Origin of the sequence: Hoeflea sp. CAU 1731, assembly GCF_039888615.1 — a bacterium.
Taxonomy (GTDB): domain Bacteria; phylum Pseudomonadota; class Alphaproteobacteria; order Rhizobiales; family Rhizobiaceae; genus Flavimaribacter.
The window spans coordinates 31,794-46,983 of sequence record NZ_JBDQQS010000015.1 but is presented as its reverse complement, the minus strand read 5'-3'; the positions used below and the strand labels follow the sequence as shown (position 1 = coordinate 46,983).

The window sequence follows — 15,190 nt, the reverse complement described above, 5'->3', positions numbered from 1 at the left end:
GGGCGCCGATGGACAAGTCGAGCAAACAGTCCGTCTTTAACGAAAAGTTGCTCGGTATTCTCGACAAGGTGGAATATCGCAGAATATCCTACACCGAAGACTTCGAGGACATCGCCCGGCTGCGTCGAAAGGCGTTTCTGGCCGCCGACATCATGCCTTTCCTTGGCGACAGCGCCGTCGACGACTATGATTTCGATCCGCAGGCCTATGTTTTCGGCGTTTATTATGACGAAGAACTCGTCAGCACTGTACGCATCCATCACGTAACGCCGGATCATCGCATAAGCCCCGCAAGGAAGGCGTTTCCGGAGGTTCTCGATCCGCTGCTCGACGCAGGCAAGACAATCATCGATCCGGCGCGTCTCGCAGCCGATCCCGCGATTGTAAGGGAAATTCCTGCTATTCCCTATCTGACGCTGCGCATAGCCACCATGGCCACCGACTACTTCAAGGTCGACCATTGCCTGGCCTTCGTCAAAACAACGCATGAGGCTTTCTACACACGGGTGTTCGAGGCCTATCGTCTGCTTCAGCCCCAATACAACTGGAACAACTACAATGTCGACGCGGCTTTACTGTCCGTCAACGTTCCAGCGACCCTGCCGCGGCTCTATACGCGTTTTCCATTCTTCCGCTCGCAGCTCTTTGAACAGAAAATGATGTTTGCACCGCACGAGGAGCAGGAAATCCCGCCACTCACCATCCGGCCCACCGCCAAATATCTGCGCGCCGCATAACCGGGAAAGACGCCTTGCCCTTTGCCCTGCCTTTCGTGTATGCGAAGGGTCTATTCTACGGGAACAGGCAAGATAGACTGGCGTATCCAGCTCGTGTACGAACCGTCCCGATGCATGCGGTTACTTTGCAGGGAGCATCTTCATGGCTGAAGAATCAACCGGGCCGGTAGAAACCGGCGCTGATATGGATTACGCAGAACACGAAAAAACCTACGAGGCGTTCCTGAGCTTCTCGAAATACGGAATGATGGCCATCATCGCGATCCTCCTTGGCATGGCGATCGGCTTCTTCACGTCGGCAGGCTTCATCTTTTCCTCGCTTCTCACGATCATTCTCATCGTTATCGGCGTCATGCTTCTGAGATGATTGCATCAGGACGTGTGCGGACGGTCGGCGCAAGCCTGCCTCGGCGTTCTGGCATGTCGTAAACACCGGGGAGAGAAACTTGGCCAGTATTGTATTCGTTCCGAAAGAATCGACTTCCGGCGAAAGCCGGGTGGCGGTTTCCACAGACACCGTCAAAAAGCTGATCGGACTGGGATTCGGCGTCTCCGTACAGAAGGGCGCGGGACTTGAGTCGCGCATTCCGGACGAAGAATACGCCGCCGCCGGCGCCAAGCTCGTGACCGCGACAGGCGCAAAGACTGCGGACGTGGTATTGAAGGTCGCCTGTCCGACGGACGCCGAGATCAAGACCTACAAAAAGGGCGCGGTGGTGATCGCGACCCTCGACCCCTATTCGAACGACACGGCGATTGCTGCCATGGCGAAGGCGGGGATTTCGTCGTTCGCCATGGAACTGATGCCGCGCATCACACGCGCGCAGTCGATGGACGTGCTTTCGTCGCAGGCCAATCTGGCCGGATACCGCGCGGTCATCGACGCAGCGCACGAATACGACAGGGCCATGCCGATGATGATGACCGCGGCCGGCACGGTTCCCGCCGCAAAGGTCTTTGTCATGGGGGCGGGCGTCGCCGGTCTTCAGGCGATCGCCACGGCGCGCCGTCTCGGGGCCGTTGTTTCGGCGACCGATGTGCGGCCCGCGGCGAAAGAGCAGGTGGCCTCGCTCGGCGCAAAATTCATTGCGGTCGAAGATGAGGAATTCAAGGCCGCCGAAACCGCTGGCGGATACGCCAAGGAAATGTCGAAGGAATACCAGGCCAAGCAGGCGGCGCTGGTGGCCGATCACATCGCCAAACAGGACATCGTCATAACGACAGCGCTGATACCGGGCAGGCCGGCGCCAAGGCTGATTACGAAAGACATGCTGAAGGCGATGCGGCCGGGTTCGATATGCGTCGATCTGGCCGTGGAGCGCGGCGGCAACGTCGAAGGCGCCAAGGCAGGTCAGGTGGCGGAAGTCGAGGGCGTGCGGATCATCGGCTATAACAATGTGCCGGGTCGCGTTGCAGCCAGCGCCTCGCAGCTTTATGCGCGTAATCTGATGGCGTTTTTCACAACCCTGGTGGACGCAGAAACCAAGACCGTCTCGATCAACACCGAAGACGAACTGGTGAAAGCGACGCTGCTTACCCATGATGGAAACGCCGTTCATCCGAATTTCGGCGGAACCGCAACAGACGGAGGAGCATGATGGCCGATACTGCACTCGACAAGGCCCTCGATAGCCTGGAGGCCGCGGTTGCAGGCGTGCGTGACGCCGTCGCCGATCTTCCGGCCGCGGCTGAAACAGCCGGAGCCGCCGCTCACGCGGCAAGCGACGGCGTGATCGACCCGTTCGTCTTCCAGTTCGCCATCTTCGTGCTCGCGATTTTCGTCGGCTACTATGTGGTCTGGTCGGTCACGCCGGCGCTCCATACGCCTCTGATGGCTGTAACGAACGCCATCTCTTCCGTGATCGTCGTCGGCGCGCTCCTCGCCGTCGGCATATCCGCAAGCGGGCTTGCCACGGGTTTCGGCTTCATCGCCCTGGTGCTCGCCTCGGTGAACATATTCGGCGGCTTCCTGGTCACCCAGCGAATGCTCGCCATGTACAAGAAAAAAGACAAGTGAGGGCTGTCGAATGACACCAGGTTTCGCAGCTTTCCTTTACCTCGTATCAGGCGTTCTCTTCATTCTCGCCTTGAGAGGTCTCTCGCACCCCACGACCAGCCGCCAGGGCAATATCTACGGCATGGTGGGCATGGGCCTGGCGATCTTGACCACCCTGACGCTGACATCGGCGGGCTGGGGCGGCTTCCTGCTCATTGTCGTCGGCATTGCGCTTGGCGGGGGCGTGGGCGCCTATGTCGCACGGAACATCGCAATGACCGCCATGCCGCAGCTGGTCGCGGCCTTCCATTCGCTTGTCGGTCTGGCCGCCGTCATGGTCGCCGCTGCTGCGATTTATGCGCCTTCCTCCTTCGGGATCGGCGCGGTTGGCGAGATTCACGGGCAGGCGCTCATCGAGATGTCGATCGGAGTCGCCATCGGCGCGATCACCTTCACCGGATCGATCATCGCCTTCCTGAAACTTGACGGACGCATGTCCGGCAAGCCGATCATGCTACCGATGCGGCATGCGATCAACGCCGGCCTCGGCATAGCCATCGTCGTACTGGTCGCTGTTCTGGTAGCGACCGAAAGTCACGGCGTGTTCTGGCTGATCGTCATCCTGTCGCTGGCTCTCGGCGTGCTGATTATCATTCCGATCGGCGGAGCCGACATGCCCGTCGTCGTATCGATGCTCAACTCCTATTCCGGCTGGGCAGCCGCCGGCATCGGTTTCACGCTCGGCAATCTGGCGCTGATCATCACCGGCGCGCTTGTCGGCTCATCCGGCGCAATCCTGTCCTACATCATGTGCAAGGGTATGAACCGCTCCTTCATCTCCGTGATTCTCGGCGGGTTCGGCGGCGAGACAGCGGCCGCCGCGGACGACGACATGGATCGCTCCGTGAAGCTTGGCTCGGCCGAAGACGCCGCGTTCCTGATGTCGAATGCGTCCAAGGTGATCATCGTTCCGGGCTACGGCATGGCCGTCGCCCAGGCGCAGCATGCGCTGAGAGAACTCGCCGATCTGCTGAAGGAAAAGGACGTCGAGGTCAAATACGCCATTCATCCCGTGGCAGGCCGTATGCCCGGACACATGAACGTGCTCCTGGCCGAAGCCAATGTGCCGTATGACGAAGTGTTCGAACTCGAAGACATCAATTCCGAGTTCGCCCAGGCCGACGTCGCCTATGTCATCGGGGCGAACGACGTGACCAATCCGGCGGCGCGCGACGATCCGTCGTCGCCGATCTACGGCATGCCGATCCTTGACGTGGACAAGGCCAAGACCTGCCTCTTCGTCAAGCGCTCACTCGGCTCCGGTTACGCCGGCATCGACAATACGCTGTTCTACAAGGACGGCACGATGATGCTGCTCGGCGACGCCAAGAAAATGACGGAAGACATCGTCAAGGCGATCGACTGACGCAAAGCCATGCAACGACCCGCGCGCTGGCGCGGGTCGGACAATGCGCGCGCATTTCTCAAAATTGTCGAGAGCGAGAAGCCCGGTCAGCTGACCCGGGCGAGGCCGTCCTTGGCCGGCTTGTAGTCGGGGTCGAGCCGCGCCGCATGGGAGTAGGAGCGCTTGGCCTTCGTCAGATCGCCGCGTTTTTCATAGACCAGTCCCTGATTGACCCAGGCTTCGGCGATCGTCTTGTCGAGATCGAGCGCCTTGTTGATGTCGGCGAACGCATTCTCATCGTCGCCCTGGGCCAGGTAGGAGAGGCCGCGATTGCTGTAGGGCAGGGGCGCGCTTGGCGACAGCGAAATGGCTGTCGAGAAATCCTCGATCGCCAGCTTGTGTTGGCCGCGCGTCTGATAGATCAGGCCGCGATTGTTGTAGGCGCGGGGATCGGTCGTATCGAGATTGATCGCCGCCTGGAAATCGTTGAACGCGTTGTTGGTCTGGCCGGCCTGGCGGTACATGTTGCCGCGGCCGATATAGGCGACGTCGTACCTGGGATTGATCCGCAGGGCCTTGTTGTAATCGTTCGAGGCGGCCGACAGGTCTCCCATGCCGCGATACACAAGCGCGCGATTGGCGTAGGCCTGGTAATAGTTCGGATCTATGGCGATGGCCTTGTTGAAATCAGCCAGCGCCTTGTTGAACTCTCCGGCCCGGCCGTAAGCGCTGCCTCGCGTATTGTAGGCCTTTGGATCGTTGGGATTGTTGCGGATGACGTTGGTGAGCGAGGAGATGTTCTCCTGGGTTCCCTGAGCCTCGTCGATGCTGATGACCTCGACCGGACCGGTCGTCGAGCAGCCGGCCGCCACAAGCATGGTCGATGCGGCAAGCAGCAAGGCTGCGGCTTTCAAACGTCCTTCGGCTTTTCGATGGATGGCGTTCACCCGGGATCCCTGTTCAATCGTCTCTCAATGCCGCTTGTCAAAAAGGGCGGCGGCGAACGTGTCGCCCCGCCCAGCAAAACGCGCAAAAACGTTTGAATGATGGCAGGCTTCAGCGACTGCTGCGACCGCCGAGCAGACCCTCGCGCTGCGCACGCTTGCGCGCCAGCTTGCGAACGCGGCGGACGGCTTCAGCCTTTTCGCGCGCGCGCTTCTGAGAGGGTTTCTCATAGAAATCCCGCATCTTCATTTCGCGGAAAATGCCTTCGCGCTGCATCTTTTTCTTCAGAGCGCGGAGCGCCTGGTCTACATTGTTGTCGCGGACGAGTACCTGCACCTTAGTCACGTTCCTTCCGGTTTATGTTCAGCGGCGCGGCCGCGCGAACAGTCGGGATCTATCGAAAAAAATTAGGACAAATGCCTACTGCGCGAAAGTCTGAAGACCTCACGGTTGAGGCTGCCTTTACCAGAGTTGCGCGCTCAAGTCCATAGCTGGCCTTTGTAATCGGCGAGTTTGGCTCAAATTTGTCCGCCTGCAAGTCCCGGACGGAAATTGCGCGGCGCTGAACGTCGCAAAGAAAGCATCATGGTTCCGCCAAATCTGCGAACAGATGCTTGAGCCTGGCCGAAACAGGATCGGCCGTGAGACCGGGAGTTCGACGTATCGATGCGGAAATACTCGATTTTCGCCGTCGCGCGCGAGGCAATGCGCGGACACAGGGGCTGGCCAAAGCAGTGGACCTCGCCCGAACCGAAGAAACAATACGACGTCGTCATCATCGGCGGCGGTGGACACGGTTTGGGAACTGCCTATTACCTGGCGAGCAAGCATGGCGTCCGCAATATTGCGGTGCTGGAGAAGGGCTGGCTCGGTGGCGGAAACACCGGGCGCAACACCACCATCATCCGCTCCAACTACCTCTATGACGAGAGCGCCGGTCTCTACAATCATGCGATCAAGCTGTGGGGCGATCTCAGCCAGGAACTCAATTATAACGTCATGTATTCCGCGCGCGGCGTGATGATGCTCGCCCACAATGTGCATGACGTGCAAGGCGCACAGCGCCACATCCACGCCAACCGGCTGAACGGCGTGCAAAACGAGTGGCTGACGCCTGAGCAGGCGAAGGCCTATTGCCCGCCGCTCAATATTTCGCAGACGGCGCGCTATCCGGTCATGGGGGCCGCCCTGCAACGCGTCGGCGGCGTCGCGCGCCACGATGCTGTCGCCTGGGGTTATGCGCGCGGCGCATCGGACCTCGGCGTCGATATTATCCAGAACTGCGAAGTGACGGGCATCAAGCGCGGATCGAACGGCGCCGTGGAAGGCGTCGAGACGACGCGCGGCTTCATCGGCGCGAAGAAGGTCGGCGTCGTGGCGGCCGGTCACAGTTCGGTTCTGATGCAGATGGCCGGCGTCCGCATGCCGCTTGAAAGCTTTCCGCTGCAGGCCCTGGTGTCCGAACCCGTCAAACCGGTGTTTCCCTGCGTCGTCATGTCGAACACGGTGCACGCCTATATCTCCCAGTCCGACAAGGGCGAACTGGTGATCGGCGCAGGCACCGACCAGTACACCTCCTATTCCCAGACCGGCGGACTGCACATTATCAGCCATACGCTGGATGCGATCTGCGAGATGTTCCCGATCTTCACGCGCATGAAGATGTTGCGCTCCTGGGGCGGCATCGTCGACGTAACGCCCGACCGGTCGCCGATACTGGCGAAAACGCCGGCGCCCGGCCTCTACGTGAATTGCGGATGGGGAACCGGCGGCTTCAAGGCGACTCCTGGATCTGCCGATGTTTTCGCGCATACAATCGCCAATGACGCGCCGCATCCGATCAATGCGCCATTCACGCTGGAGCGCTTCCGCGCCGGAAGACTGATCGACGAGGCCGCCGCCGCGGCCGTGGCTCACTGAACGAATTCAGGGTCAAAGACATGCTTCTCATTTACTGTCCCTACTGCCAGGAAGAACGGCCCGAACTGGAGTTCGCCCATGCCGGCGAGGCGCATATCGCGCGCCCGACCAACATGGCCAATATCAGCGATGACGAATTCGAGACGTTCTTCTTCATCCGGTCCAATCCGAAGGGGCTTGCCTATGAGCGTTGGCGGCACGTCCATGGCTGCGGCTGCTTTTTCAACGCCGTGCGCGACACCGTGACCGACAAGTTTCTTGCGACCTACAAGACCGGCGAACCGAAACCCGACATCGATTCTCTCATTAAAAAGGGAGACGGGAAATGAGCGGAGCCAACCGGATCGCGAGCGCAGGGCGTCTGACGCCCGCAAGAATAGTCCGTTTCACGTTCGACGGCGAGATCTATACGGGCCTGGAAGGCGACACGCTCGCCTCGGCGCTGCTCGCCAATGGCGTGCACCTGATGGGCCGGTCCTTCAAGTATCACCGGCCGCGGGGGGTGCTGGGCGCCGGTTCGGAAGAGCCGAACGCGCTGATGGACATCTCGCGCGACAGCGCCCGCCGCCAGCCGAATGTCCGGGCCACCGTACAGGAAGTGTTTGAAGGTATGCGGGCCGGATCGCAAAACCGCTGGCCCTCGCTCGCCTTCGACGTCGGCGCCGTCAACGACATGCTGTCTCCGATGTTCGCCGCGGGTTTCTACTACAAGACTTTCATGTGGCCGAAAGTCGCCTGGCAGAAGCTTTATGAGCCTTTCATCCGGGGCGCGGCCGGTCTCGGCGTCGCGCCTGACGAACCCGATCCGGACCATTATTCGGGCCGCTACGAGCATGTCGACGTACTGGTGGTCGGCGCCGGCGTGGCCGGGCTTTCCGCAGCGCTTGCGGCGGCGATGAGCGGCGCAAGCGTGATCCTGTGCGACGAGCAGGCAGGAGCGGGCGGCGCGCTGCGCTATGACGCCGACGTCACGATCAACGGCGAAGACGGCTATGACTGGGCGCAGAACGCGACCGCAAAACTTTCCGCCATGAACAATGTCCGGGTTCTGACGCGCACGACTGCCTTCGGATATTACGCGCAGAATTTCGTTGCGTTGTGCGAACGGGTCACCGATCATCTCTCCGATCCGCATCCGGATCTGCCGCGCGAGCGGCTCTGGCAGGTGCGCGCCCAAAAGGTGATTCTCGCCACGGGCGCTATCGAGCGTCACATGGTTTTCGCCGACAATGACCGCCCCGGAATCATGCTCGCCTCCGCCGCCCGCGCCTATCTCAACCATTATGGCGTTGCCGTCGGTTCGAAGGTCGGGGTCTACACGGCCAATGATTCAGCCTACGCCGCCGCATTCGATCTGGCGCGCGCCGGCGTCTCCGTGCCGGCGATCGTCGATACGCGCGATGCTCCGGGCGAGGGACTGTTGTCCACGGCTGCCGATCTCGGCATTGACGTGATGACGGCAAGCGCTGTTGTGGGCGCGAAGGGCAGACGGCGCATTTCCTCGATGACAGTCGAAGGCGCCCGCGGCAAGACGCAGATACCGGTCGACGCGCTGATCACCTCCGCTGGCTGGACGCCCGCCGTCCATCTCTATTCCCAATCCCGGGGCAAGGTGGTCTGGGATTCCGAAACGGAGCGCTTTCTGCCGGGCGACAATGTGCAGGCGTGCGTTTCGGTCGGTGGCTGCAACGGCGTGACCGGCCTGCAGGAAACGGTTGACGAAGCGACCGCAGCGGGACGCGCCGCCGCCCTTGGCGCCGGCAAGTCGAAGCGGCTCTCGCTGCGCATCCAAGCCACAGGCGCGATCGACTGGTCGGGCGGCATGTCGGGCAGCGCCCGGGGCGCCGGCGCCGACAGAACGGCCAAGGCCTTCGTCGACTTCCAGAACGACGTGACGGCGAAGGACATCCGTCTCGCCGTGCGCGAAGGGATGCATTCCATCGAGCACGTCAAGCGCTTCACCACCAATGGAATGGCCTCCGATCAGGGCAAGACGTCGAACATTCACGGCCTTGCGATCGCCGCGGAATCCCTCGGACGCCAGATGCCGGAGGTTGGCCTTACCACGTTCCGGCCGCCCTATACGCCGGTCACTTACGGCGCGATCGTCAATCACAGTCGCGGCAAGCTCTTCGATCCGGCCCGCAAGACCTTCAGCCATGCATGGTCGACGAAGCAGGGCGCAATTTTCGAGGATGTCGGCAACTGGAAACGCGCCTGGTATTTCCCGCGCGCCGGCGAGGACATGCAAGCCGCCGTCGGCCGTGAATGCAAGACCGTGCGCGAAACGGCCGGCGTCTTCGACGCCTCGACCCTCGGCAAGATCGAGGTGGTGGGGCCGGATGCCGCGAAGTTCCTCGATCTCATCTACACGAACGGCTGGCAGAAGCTGGCGCCGGGCCGTTGCAAATACGGAATCATGCTGCGCGAGGACGGCTTCATCTACGATGACGGCGTTGTCGCCCGCATGGCGGAGGATCGCTTTCACGTGACCACGACGACCGGCGGCGCGCCGCGCGTTCTCAATCACATGGAAGATTATCTCCAGACGGAGTTTCCGGACCTCGACGTCTGGCTAACCTCGACCACGGAGCAGTGGGCGGTGATCGCGGTGCAGGGGCCGAAGGCGCGCGACATCATTGCGCCGCTGGCCGAAGGCATCGACCTTTCGAACGAAGCCATGCCGCATATGAGCGTGCGTGAAGGCAGGATTTGCGGCGCGCCAACGCGGCTGTTCCGCGTCTCCTTTACGGGCGAACCGGGCTACGAAATCAATGTGCCGGCGCATTACGGACAGGCGGTGCTGGAAGCGGTGTGGAAGCAGGCGGAGCCGCTTGGCGCTTGCGCCTACGGCACCGAAACCATGCACGTGCTGCGCGCCGAGAAGGGCTTTATCATCGTCGGCCAGGACACCGACGGCACGGTGACGCCGCACGACGCCGGCCTTGGTTGGGCGATCGCGAAGAGCAAGCCGGATTTCGTCGGGATCCGCGGCCTGAAACGGCCCGATCTCGTGGCGGGCGGACGCAAGCAGCTCGTCGGCCTCAAGACGAAAAACCCGGAGACGGTGCTGGAGGAGGGCGCGCAGATCGTGGCCGACCCGAACCAGCCGACGCCGATGACGATGCTCGGCCACGTCACGTCGTCCTACTGGTCTCCCAATTGCGGCCGCTCCATCGCCATGGCGCTGATCGCCGGCGGACAGGATCGCATGGGCGACACATTATACGTTCCGATGCCGGATCGAACGATCGAAGTGGAAGTCACGGGCATGGTTTTCTTCGACGAGAAGGGAGAGCGCGTCAATGGTTGAGTCCGCCGCAATGATCCTGCCCCATGAGGGCAACGTCGCCGGAACGGGCGTCGTCACGATAACGCCCGCCGCCTTCGCGAGCCGCCTTTCGCTCCGGGCGCGCGCCGAAGCCGTCGCACCGCTGTCGCGGGCGCTCGGCGTGAAACTGCCGGACGCGCCGAAGACATCCGCGCGGTCGAGAAACGGCAAACGGACGGCGCTGTGGCTCGGCCCGGACGAGTGGCTGGTGATCGATGAGACGGGCGCCGACCTGATGGCGCCCTGCGCGAAGGTCAGGCAGCTTCACGCGGCCGTCGATATTTCCCACCGCAATGTCGCGCTGATCGTATCGGGCAAGGGAGCGGAGGCCGCGCTCAAGGCCGGCTGTCCGCAGAACCTGTCGCTGGAAGCCTTTCCGCTCGGCGCCTGTTCGCGCACAATGCTGGGCAAAGTCGAGGTAGTTCTCCTGCGGGAAGAAGCGGAAACTTTCCGCGTGGAGCACTGGGGCTCCTTCTCCGACTATGTGTTCGGATTTCTCGCAGAGGCCATCCGCGACCCTGTCATTTAGCGGCTTCGACCCTGTTTGGATGATCCTTGGGATCGAACTGGCCGACGGTCAGCCAGTCGGCGGTCAGCGCCGGTTTCGGTTCGCCCTCGATCTCCACGACCACGCCGTAGCTCAGCATGATCATGTCGGCGGCCCGGTAGCGCGCCTCCTTCAGCGTGAAGCGGCCGCGCACCCGCGCGCCGGATTTCACCGGCGCCATGAAACGGATCCGGTTGAAGCCGTAATTGATGCCCATCTTCCGTTCGCGAATTTCAGGCGTTCCGGTGTAGTTCATCGTCGACAGCAGCGAGAGCGACAGAAAACCATGGGCGATCGTGCCGCCGAAAGGCGTTTCGGCCTTCGCGCGTTCCGGATCGACATGAATGAACTGGTGGTCGTGCGTGGCGTCCGCGAAGAGGTCGATCATGTTTTGGTCGACAGTTATCCAGTCCGACACGCCCACTTCCTTCCCGACCAGATCTGGAAGATCGACGAGTGAGATTTTCTCCGGCATATGCAGTCCGCCTCCGAGCCTGTTGAGCCTGCGTTTCCATACAGACCCGATCGCCCGATGGGAAGGGGATGCATCGTCCCATTGCAAGATTTGACAGGACGCCCGCTCTCCGGTTGCGGGCGGCAATCCTCAGAAAGCGACTTTCACTCCCGCGGTTGCGTCCCAGGTGGCGACGCCGTTGTCGCTGTCGAAGGGCGCGCGGTAGCTGCCGTTGATCCAGCTGGACAGCGTCGTCGCAGGGCCTCCGAACTCGAGGCCGGCGCCAAGCTGGTAGCCGGAATTGTCGAAGCCCAGCGCGAGCGGCGTTATTGAGTTATCGTTATTTGAAATCAATCTGCTCAACTACCGCCTGCAATATTTGTGTACAAATATTTATTATTAAGGCGCTGTATCTGTTACATATTAGGCATTATTGATGAGTAAAAGATTTATTGTTTTGTATGACAGTATTGCTGAGATGCTACTCTGGCGAGCATCGTGCGGTTGGCAGGTTCAAACCCTTCGCGATGGGCGGCGAACAGGGAAAGATCAGCCGCGACGGCGGCGACAAAAAACGCATTTTCCGCCTTTTCGCCCGCGGGCGACAATTCTTTGTCGCAAGCAGCGCACATATAGAACCCGGTTGTTTCAACTGGAGCCAGAAGTGGTCCAGTCTTGGAGCCAGCAGCAACCGGAGTTCAAAGCCGATGCAATCCGGAACGAACATTCTACTGAAATCACCGACCGACGATCTGGGAGAACTGACGCTGATCGAGCGGATCCGCGTCATGACCATGGACAAGGTCAATCCCGTCTTCACCACGAGTCTCGGCATCGAGGACCAGGTGTTGACGGCCGCGCTGGCCGACGCCGCGCCGCAGGTGCGCATCGTCACGCTTCAGACAGGCCGCCTGTTTCCCGAGACGCTTGCGCTCATTGAGGAAACGGAACGCCGTTACGGTATCGAGATCGAGCGGTTTGCGCCCGATCCGGGAAAGCTTGCAGCCTATATCGAACAGTATGGCGTTAACGGGTTCTACGAGAGCGTCGACGCCCGCCACGCCTGCTGCGGCGTGCGCAAGCTCGAGCCGCTGGGGCGCGCGCTTGAGGGGGCGGATCTATGGATCACCGGCCTGCGCCGTCAGCAGTCGAACGCGCGCGCCGAGGTTCCGTTCATCGAATATGACGAGAACCGGAAACTGGAAAAGGCCAATCCGCTGGCGGACTGGAGCATCGAGGATGTTCGCAGCTTCGTCGCCGGCAACCGCGTGCCGACCAATCCGCTACACGAGCGCGGCTATCCCTCGATCGGCTGCGAACCCTGCACGCGCGCCATCAAACCCGGCGAGGACGAGCGCGCCGGACGCTGGTGGTGGGAAAACGACGAGAAACGCGAATGCGGCCTTCATGTCGATGGCAGCCAGCCGGCGGCTTCCGCAATTCAATAATGGAACATCAGAATGACTGAGAACAAACCGCCCCTTGATCCAAACCTCAAGGCGCTGGAAAGCGAAGCCATCCACATATTCAGGGAGGTCGCCGGCGAGTTCGAGCGGCCGGTCATGCTCTATTCGGTGGGCAAGGATTCTTCCGTGCTGCTGCACCTTGCACGCAAGGCCTTCTATCCGGGCCCGATCCCGTTTCCGCTGCTGCATGTCGACACGGGCTGGAAGTTCGCCGAAATGATCGCCTTTCGCGACCGCATGGTCGCCGAATTCGATCTGGACCTGGTGGCACACACCAACCCGCGCGGCAGCCTGGAAAACGTCACGCCGTTTACGCACGGTTCGTCCGTCTACACCAATATCATGAAGACCGAGGCGCTGCGCCAGGCACTGGACGCCGGCCATTATGACGCGGCATTCGGCGGCGCGCGCCGCGACGAGGAAGCCTCGCGCGCCAAGGAGCGTATCTATTCCTTCCGCACGCCGGATCACCGCTGGGATCCGCGAAACCAGCGGCCGGAACTGTGGTCGATCTATAACGGCATGATCCGCAAGGGCGAAAGCGTGCGCGCCTTTCCGCTCTCCAACTGGACCGAGGTGGATATCTGGCGCTACATCCAGGCCGAGAACATCCCCATCGTGCCGCTCTATTTTGCCGCCGAACGGCCGGTCGTCGAACGCGACGGCATGCTGATCCTGGCGGAAGACAAGCGTCTGGAATTGCTGCAGGGCGAGGTCAGGCGAATGGAGACAATCCGCTTCAGGACGCTCGGTTGCTTCCCGCTGACGGGCGCAATCCGCTCCAGCGCGACTACGCTTGACGAGATTATCGAGGAGCTGGAGACGGCGACTGTCTCCGAACGGCAGGGCCGGGCGATCGACCGCGACGAGGCGGGCTCCATGGAAAAAAAGAAACGCGAAGGGTATTTTTGATGTCAGCCAATGTTGAAACAGCTGTCCGCAGCCAGGTCCAGACGGACGCTGCGATCCGCAATGCGCGGCCGCTGCGGCTGATCACCTGCGGCAGCGTCGACGACGGAAAGTCGACCCTGATCGGGCGCCTGCTCTGGGACACCAAGGCGGTCAAGGAAGACCAGGCGGCGGCGCTGAAAGGGCAAAAGAGCATCCAGCAGAACGAACTGGGTCTGCCGGATTTCGCGCTGCTTCTGGATGGTTTGCAGGCCGAACGCGAGCAGGGCATCACGATCGACGTCGCCTACCGCTATTTCTCGACCGACAAGCGTTCCTTCATCGTCGCCGACACGCCCGGCCACGAACAGTATACGCGCAACATGGCAACCGGCGCTTCGACCGCCGATCTCGCAGTGCTGCTCGTCGATGCGCGCGCCGGCCTTCTGGAACAGACCCGTCGCCACGCGACGATTGCGTCGCTGATGGGCATCCGCCAGTTCGTGCTCGCCGTCAACAAGATCGACCTTGTCGATTACGACAGATCGATTTTCGAGCATATCGCGGCGGAGTTCCGGCAATTGGCGCTGTCGCTCGGCGTCACCAACGTAACGCCCATTCCCGTATCGGCCTTGCTTGGAGAGAACGTCGTTCACTCCGGCCATCAATCGATGCCCTGGTATTCGGGTCCGCCGCTCATCGAGGCGCTGGAGCTCGCCACGCAGAGAACGGCTCAGGCTGTCGGCTTCCGTCTTCCGGTGCAGCGCGTGAGCCGTCCGAACGAGAGCTTCCGGGGCTATCAGGGCACGGTCGCCGGCGGATCGGTGAAGCCCGGTGACAGCGTCGTCATCCTGCCTTCCGGCACGGTCGCCAATGTCCGGCAGATCGTGACATTCGATCTGGTGCGCAATGCGGCGGTCGCCGGCGACGCCATCACGCTGGTGCTTGACCGGCCGGTGGACGTGGCGCGCGGCGACATGATCGCCTCGGTCGACGCGGCGCCGGTTTCGGGTCTTGCCTTCGATGCAAAGCTCGTCGCGTTGTCTGAAGACGCGATTGCGCCGGGCAAGCGCTATTGGCTCAAGTCCTCCAGCCGCCGTCAGCGCGTGCGCGTCGAACCGCAATCCGTTCTCGATCTCAAATCGGGGCAGTGGAGCCAGACCCACAACCTTCCGCTCAACGCGATCGGGAAGGTGCATCTGGCTTTCGACGAGACGGCGATATTCGATCCTTACGAGGCCAATCGCGAGACCGGCGCCTTTGTCCTGATCGATCCGGACACCAACAATACGGTCGCCGGCGGCATGATCACGGCAAAGAGCGGCAGGATCGACGGGATCGGTTCTGGCGGCAAGGACCGTGTGCTGATCAGCCTGCCGGCGGATACCGCCGACGAGTTGCTCGCCAGCGAAGCCTTTGCGACCCTTCGCGACCACATCGAAATTCGCCGCGTCAGCGGGCAGGAAGCGCGGGCGGTTCTGGACACGCTCGACTGAATCAT

At 61.6% G+C, this 15,190-nt stretch carries 16 protein-coding genes; 12 read left to right on the top strand and 4 right to left on the bottom strand.

The annotated features are described in order from the left end of the window. The first annotated feature begins 8 nt into the window (after nt 1-8). The 5 genes from AAFN47_RS21255 to AAFN47_RS21235 all read left to right on the top strand — a co-directional run bounded on the left by AAFN47_RS21255 (nt 9) and on the right by AAFN47_RS21235 (nt 4,159). Entirely contained in the window at nt 9-737 is a 729-nt protein-coding gene (locus AAFN47_RS21255; RefSeq protein ID WP_499811267.1) for an N-acyl amino acid synthase FeeM domain-containing protein, read from the top strand. Between the two features lie 142 nt (nt 738-879). Beyond that, entirely contained in the window at nt 880-1,104 is a 225-nt protein-coding gene (locus AAFN47_RS21250) for an aa3-type cytochrome c oxidase subunit IV (protein WP_499811266.1), read from the top strand. A gap of 79 nt (nt 1,105-1,183) precedes the next feature. Beyond that, the gene (locus tag AAFN47_RS21245) at nt 1,184-2,335 is read left to right on the top strand and encodes a Re/Si-specific NAD(P)(+) transhydrogenase subunit alpha (protein ID WP_499811265.1); all 1,152 of its coding nucleotides are present in this window, start codon (nt 1,184-1,186) and stop codon (nt 2,333-2,335) included. Further along, nucleotides 2,335-2,754: a proton-translocating transhydrogenase family protein gene (locus tag AAFN47_RS21240; protein ID WP_499811264.1), complete on the top strand. Its 420-nt coding sequence runs from the start codon at nt 2,335-2,337 to the stop codon at nt 2,752-2,754. The genes AAFN47_RS21245 and AAFN47_RS21240 overlap by 1 nt, the downstream gene beginning before the upstream one ends. A 10-nt stretch (nt 2,755-2,764) precedes the next feature. Then, the gene (locus AAFN47_RS21235; RefSeq protein ID WP_499811263.1) at nt 2,765-4,159 is read left to right on the top strand and encodes an NAD(P)(+) transhydrogenase (Re/Si-specific) subunit beta; all 1,395 of its coding nucleotides are present in this window, start codon (nt 2,765-2,767) and stop codon (nt 4,157-4,159) included. An 86-nt stretch (nt 4,160-4,245) separates the two neighbouring features. Here the strand turns inward: AAFN47_RS21235 and AAFN47_RS21230 are convergent, their stop codons facing one another. Further along, on the bottom strand, nt 4,246-5,085 hold the full coding sequence (locus AAFN47_RS21230; protein ID WP_499811262.1) for a tetratricopeptide repeat protein: 840 nt from the start codon (nt 5,083-5,085) through the stop codon (nt 4,246-4,248). Between the two features lie 109 nt (nt 5,086-5,194). After that, entirely contained in the window at nt 5,195-5,419 is a 225-nt protein-coding gene (gene rpsU, locus AAFN47_RS21225; RefSeq protein ID WP_220229922.1) for a 30S ribosomal protein S21, read from the bottom strand. A gap of 330 nt (nt 5,420-5,749) precedes the next feature. Here rpsU and AAFN47_RS21220 point away from each other — a divergent pair, with 330 nt between their 5' ends. The 4 genes from AAFN47_RS21220 to AAFN47_RS21205 are packed head-to-tail and all read left to right on the top strand — an operon-like array spanning nt 5,750 to nt 10,863. Continuing rightward, nucleotides 5,750-7,003 (top strand): sarcosine oxidase subunit beta family protein, encoded by a 1,254-nt coding sequence (locus AAFN47_RS21220; protein WP_499811261.1) that lies wholly within the window; start codon nt 5,750-5,752, stop codon nt 7,001-7,003. A gap of 20 nt (nt 7,004-7,023) precedes the next feature. Then, nucleotides 7,024-7,332 carry a sarcosine oxidase subunit delta gene (locus AAFN47_RS21215; RefSeq protein WP_499811260.1) on the top strand — a complete coding sequence of 103 codons (309 nt, stop codon included), beginning with the start codon at nt 7,024-7,026 and terminating at the stop codon, nt 7,330-7,332. Continuing rightward, complete coding sequence (locus AAFN47_RS21210) at nt 7,329-10,316, top strand: sarcosine oxidase subunit alpha (protein ID WP_499811259.1); 2,988 nt, start codon at nt 7,329-7,331, stop codon at nt 10,314-10,316. Before AAFN47_RS21215 ends, AAFN47_RS21210 begins: the two co-directional genes overlap by 4 nt. Further along, nucleotides 10,309-10,863, top strand: a complete 555-nt coding sequence (locus tag AAFN47_RS21205) for a sarcosine oxidase subunit gamma (RefSeq protein WP_499811258.1) — start codon at nt 10,309-10,311, stop codon at nt 10,861-10,863. The genes AAFN47_RS21210 and AAFN47_RS21205 overlap by 8 nt, the downstream gene beginning before the upstream one ends. Here the strand turns inward: AAFN47_RS21205 and AAFN47_RS21200 are convergent. After that, nucleotides 10,856-11,356, bottom strand: coding sequence for a MaoC family dehydratase (locus AAFN47_RS21200; RefSeq protein ID WP_499811257.1), 501 nt, complete (start codon nt 11,354-11,356; stop codon nt 10,856-10,858). The genes AAFN47_RS21205 and AAFN47_RS21200 overlap by 8 nt on opposite strands. A 129-nt stretch (nt 11,357-11,485) precedes the next feature. After that, nucleotides 11,486-11,698 carry a hypothetical protein gene (locus tag AAFN47_RS21195; protein ID WP_499811256.1) on the bottom strand — a complete coding sequence of 71 codons (213 nt, stop codon included), beginning with the start codon at nt 11,696-11,698 and terminating at the stop codon, nt 11,486-11,488. Between the two features lie 344 nt (nt 11,699-12,042). Between AAFN47_RS21195 and AAFN47_RS21190 the strand changes: the two genes are divergently transcribed. From AAFN47_RS21190 to cysN, 3 genes are read left to right on the top strand one after another with little or no spacing between them, the layout of a single operon-like run. Continuing rightward, nucleotides 12,043-12,783 (top strand): phosphoadenylyl-sulfate reductase, encoded by a 741-nt coding sequence (locus AAFN47_RS21190; RefSeq protein WP_499811255.1) that lies wholly within the window; start codon nt 12,043-12,045, stop codon nt 12,781-12,783. Nucleotides 12,784-12,795: 12 nt separating this feature from the next. After that, complete coding sequence (cysD, locus tag AAFN47_RS21185) at nt 12,796-13,713, top strand: sulfate adenylyltransferase subunit CysD (protein ID WP_499811254.1); 918 nt, start codon at nt 12,796-12,798, stop codon at nt 13,711-13,713. Then, a complete protein-coding gene (cysN, locus tag AAFN47_RS21180) occupies nt 13,713-15,185 on the top strand; it encodes a sulfate adenylyltransferase subunit CysN (RefSeq protein ID WP_499811253.1) in 1,473 nt (490 codons plus the stop codon). The genes cysD and cysN overlap by 1 nt, the downstream gene beginning before the upstream one ends. The last annotated feature ends 5 nt before the right edge of the window (nt 15,186-15,190 follow it).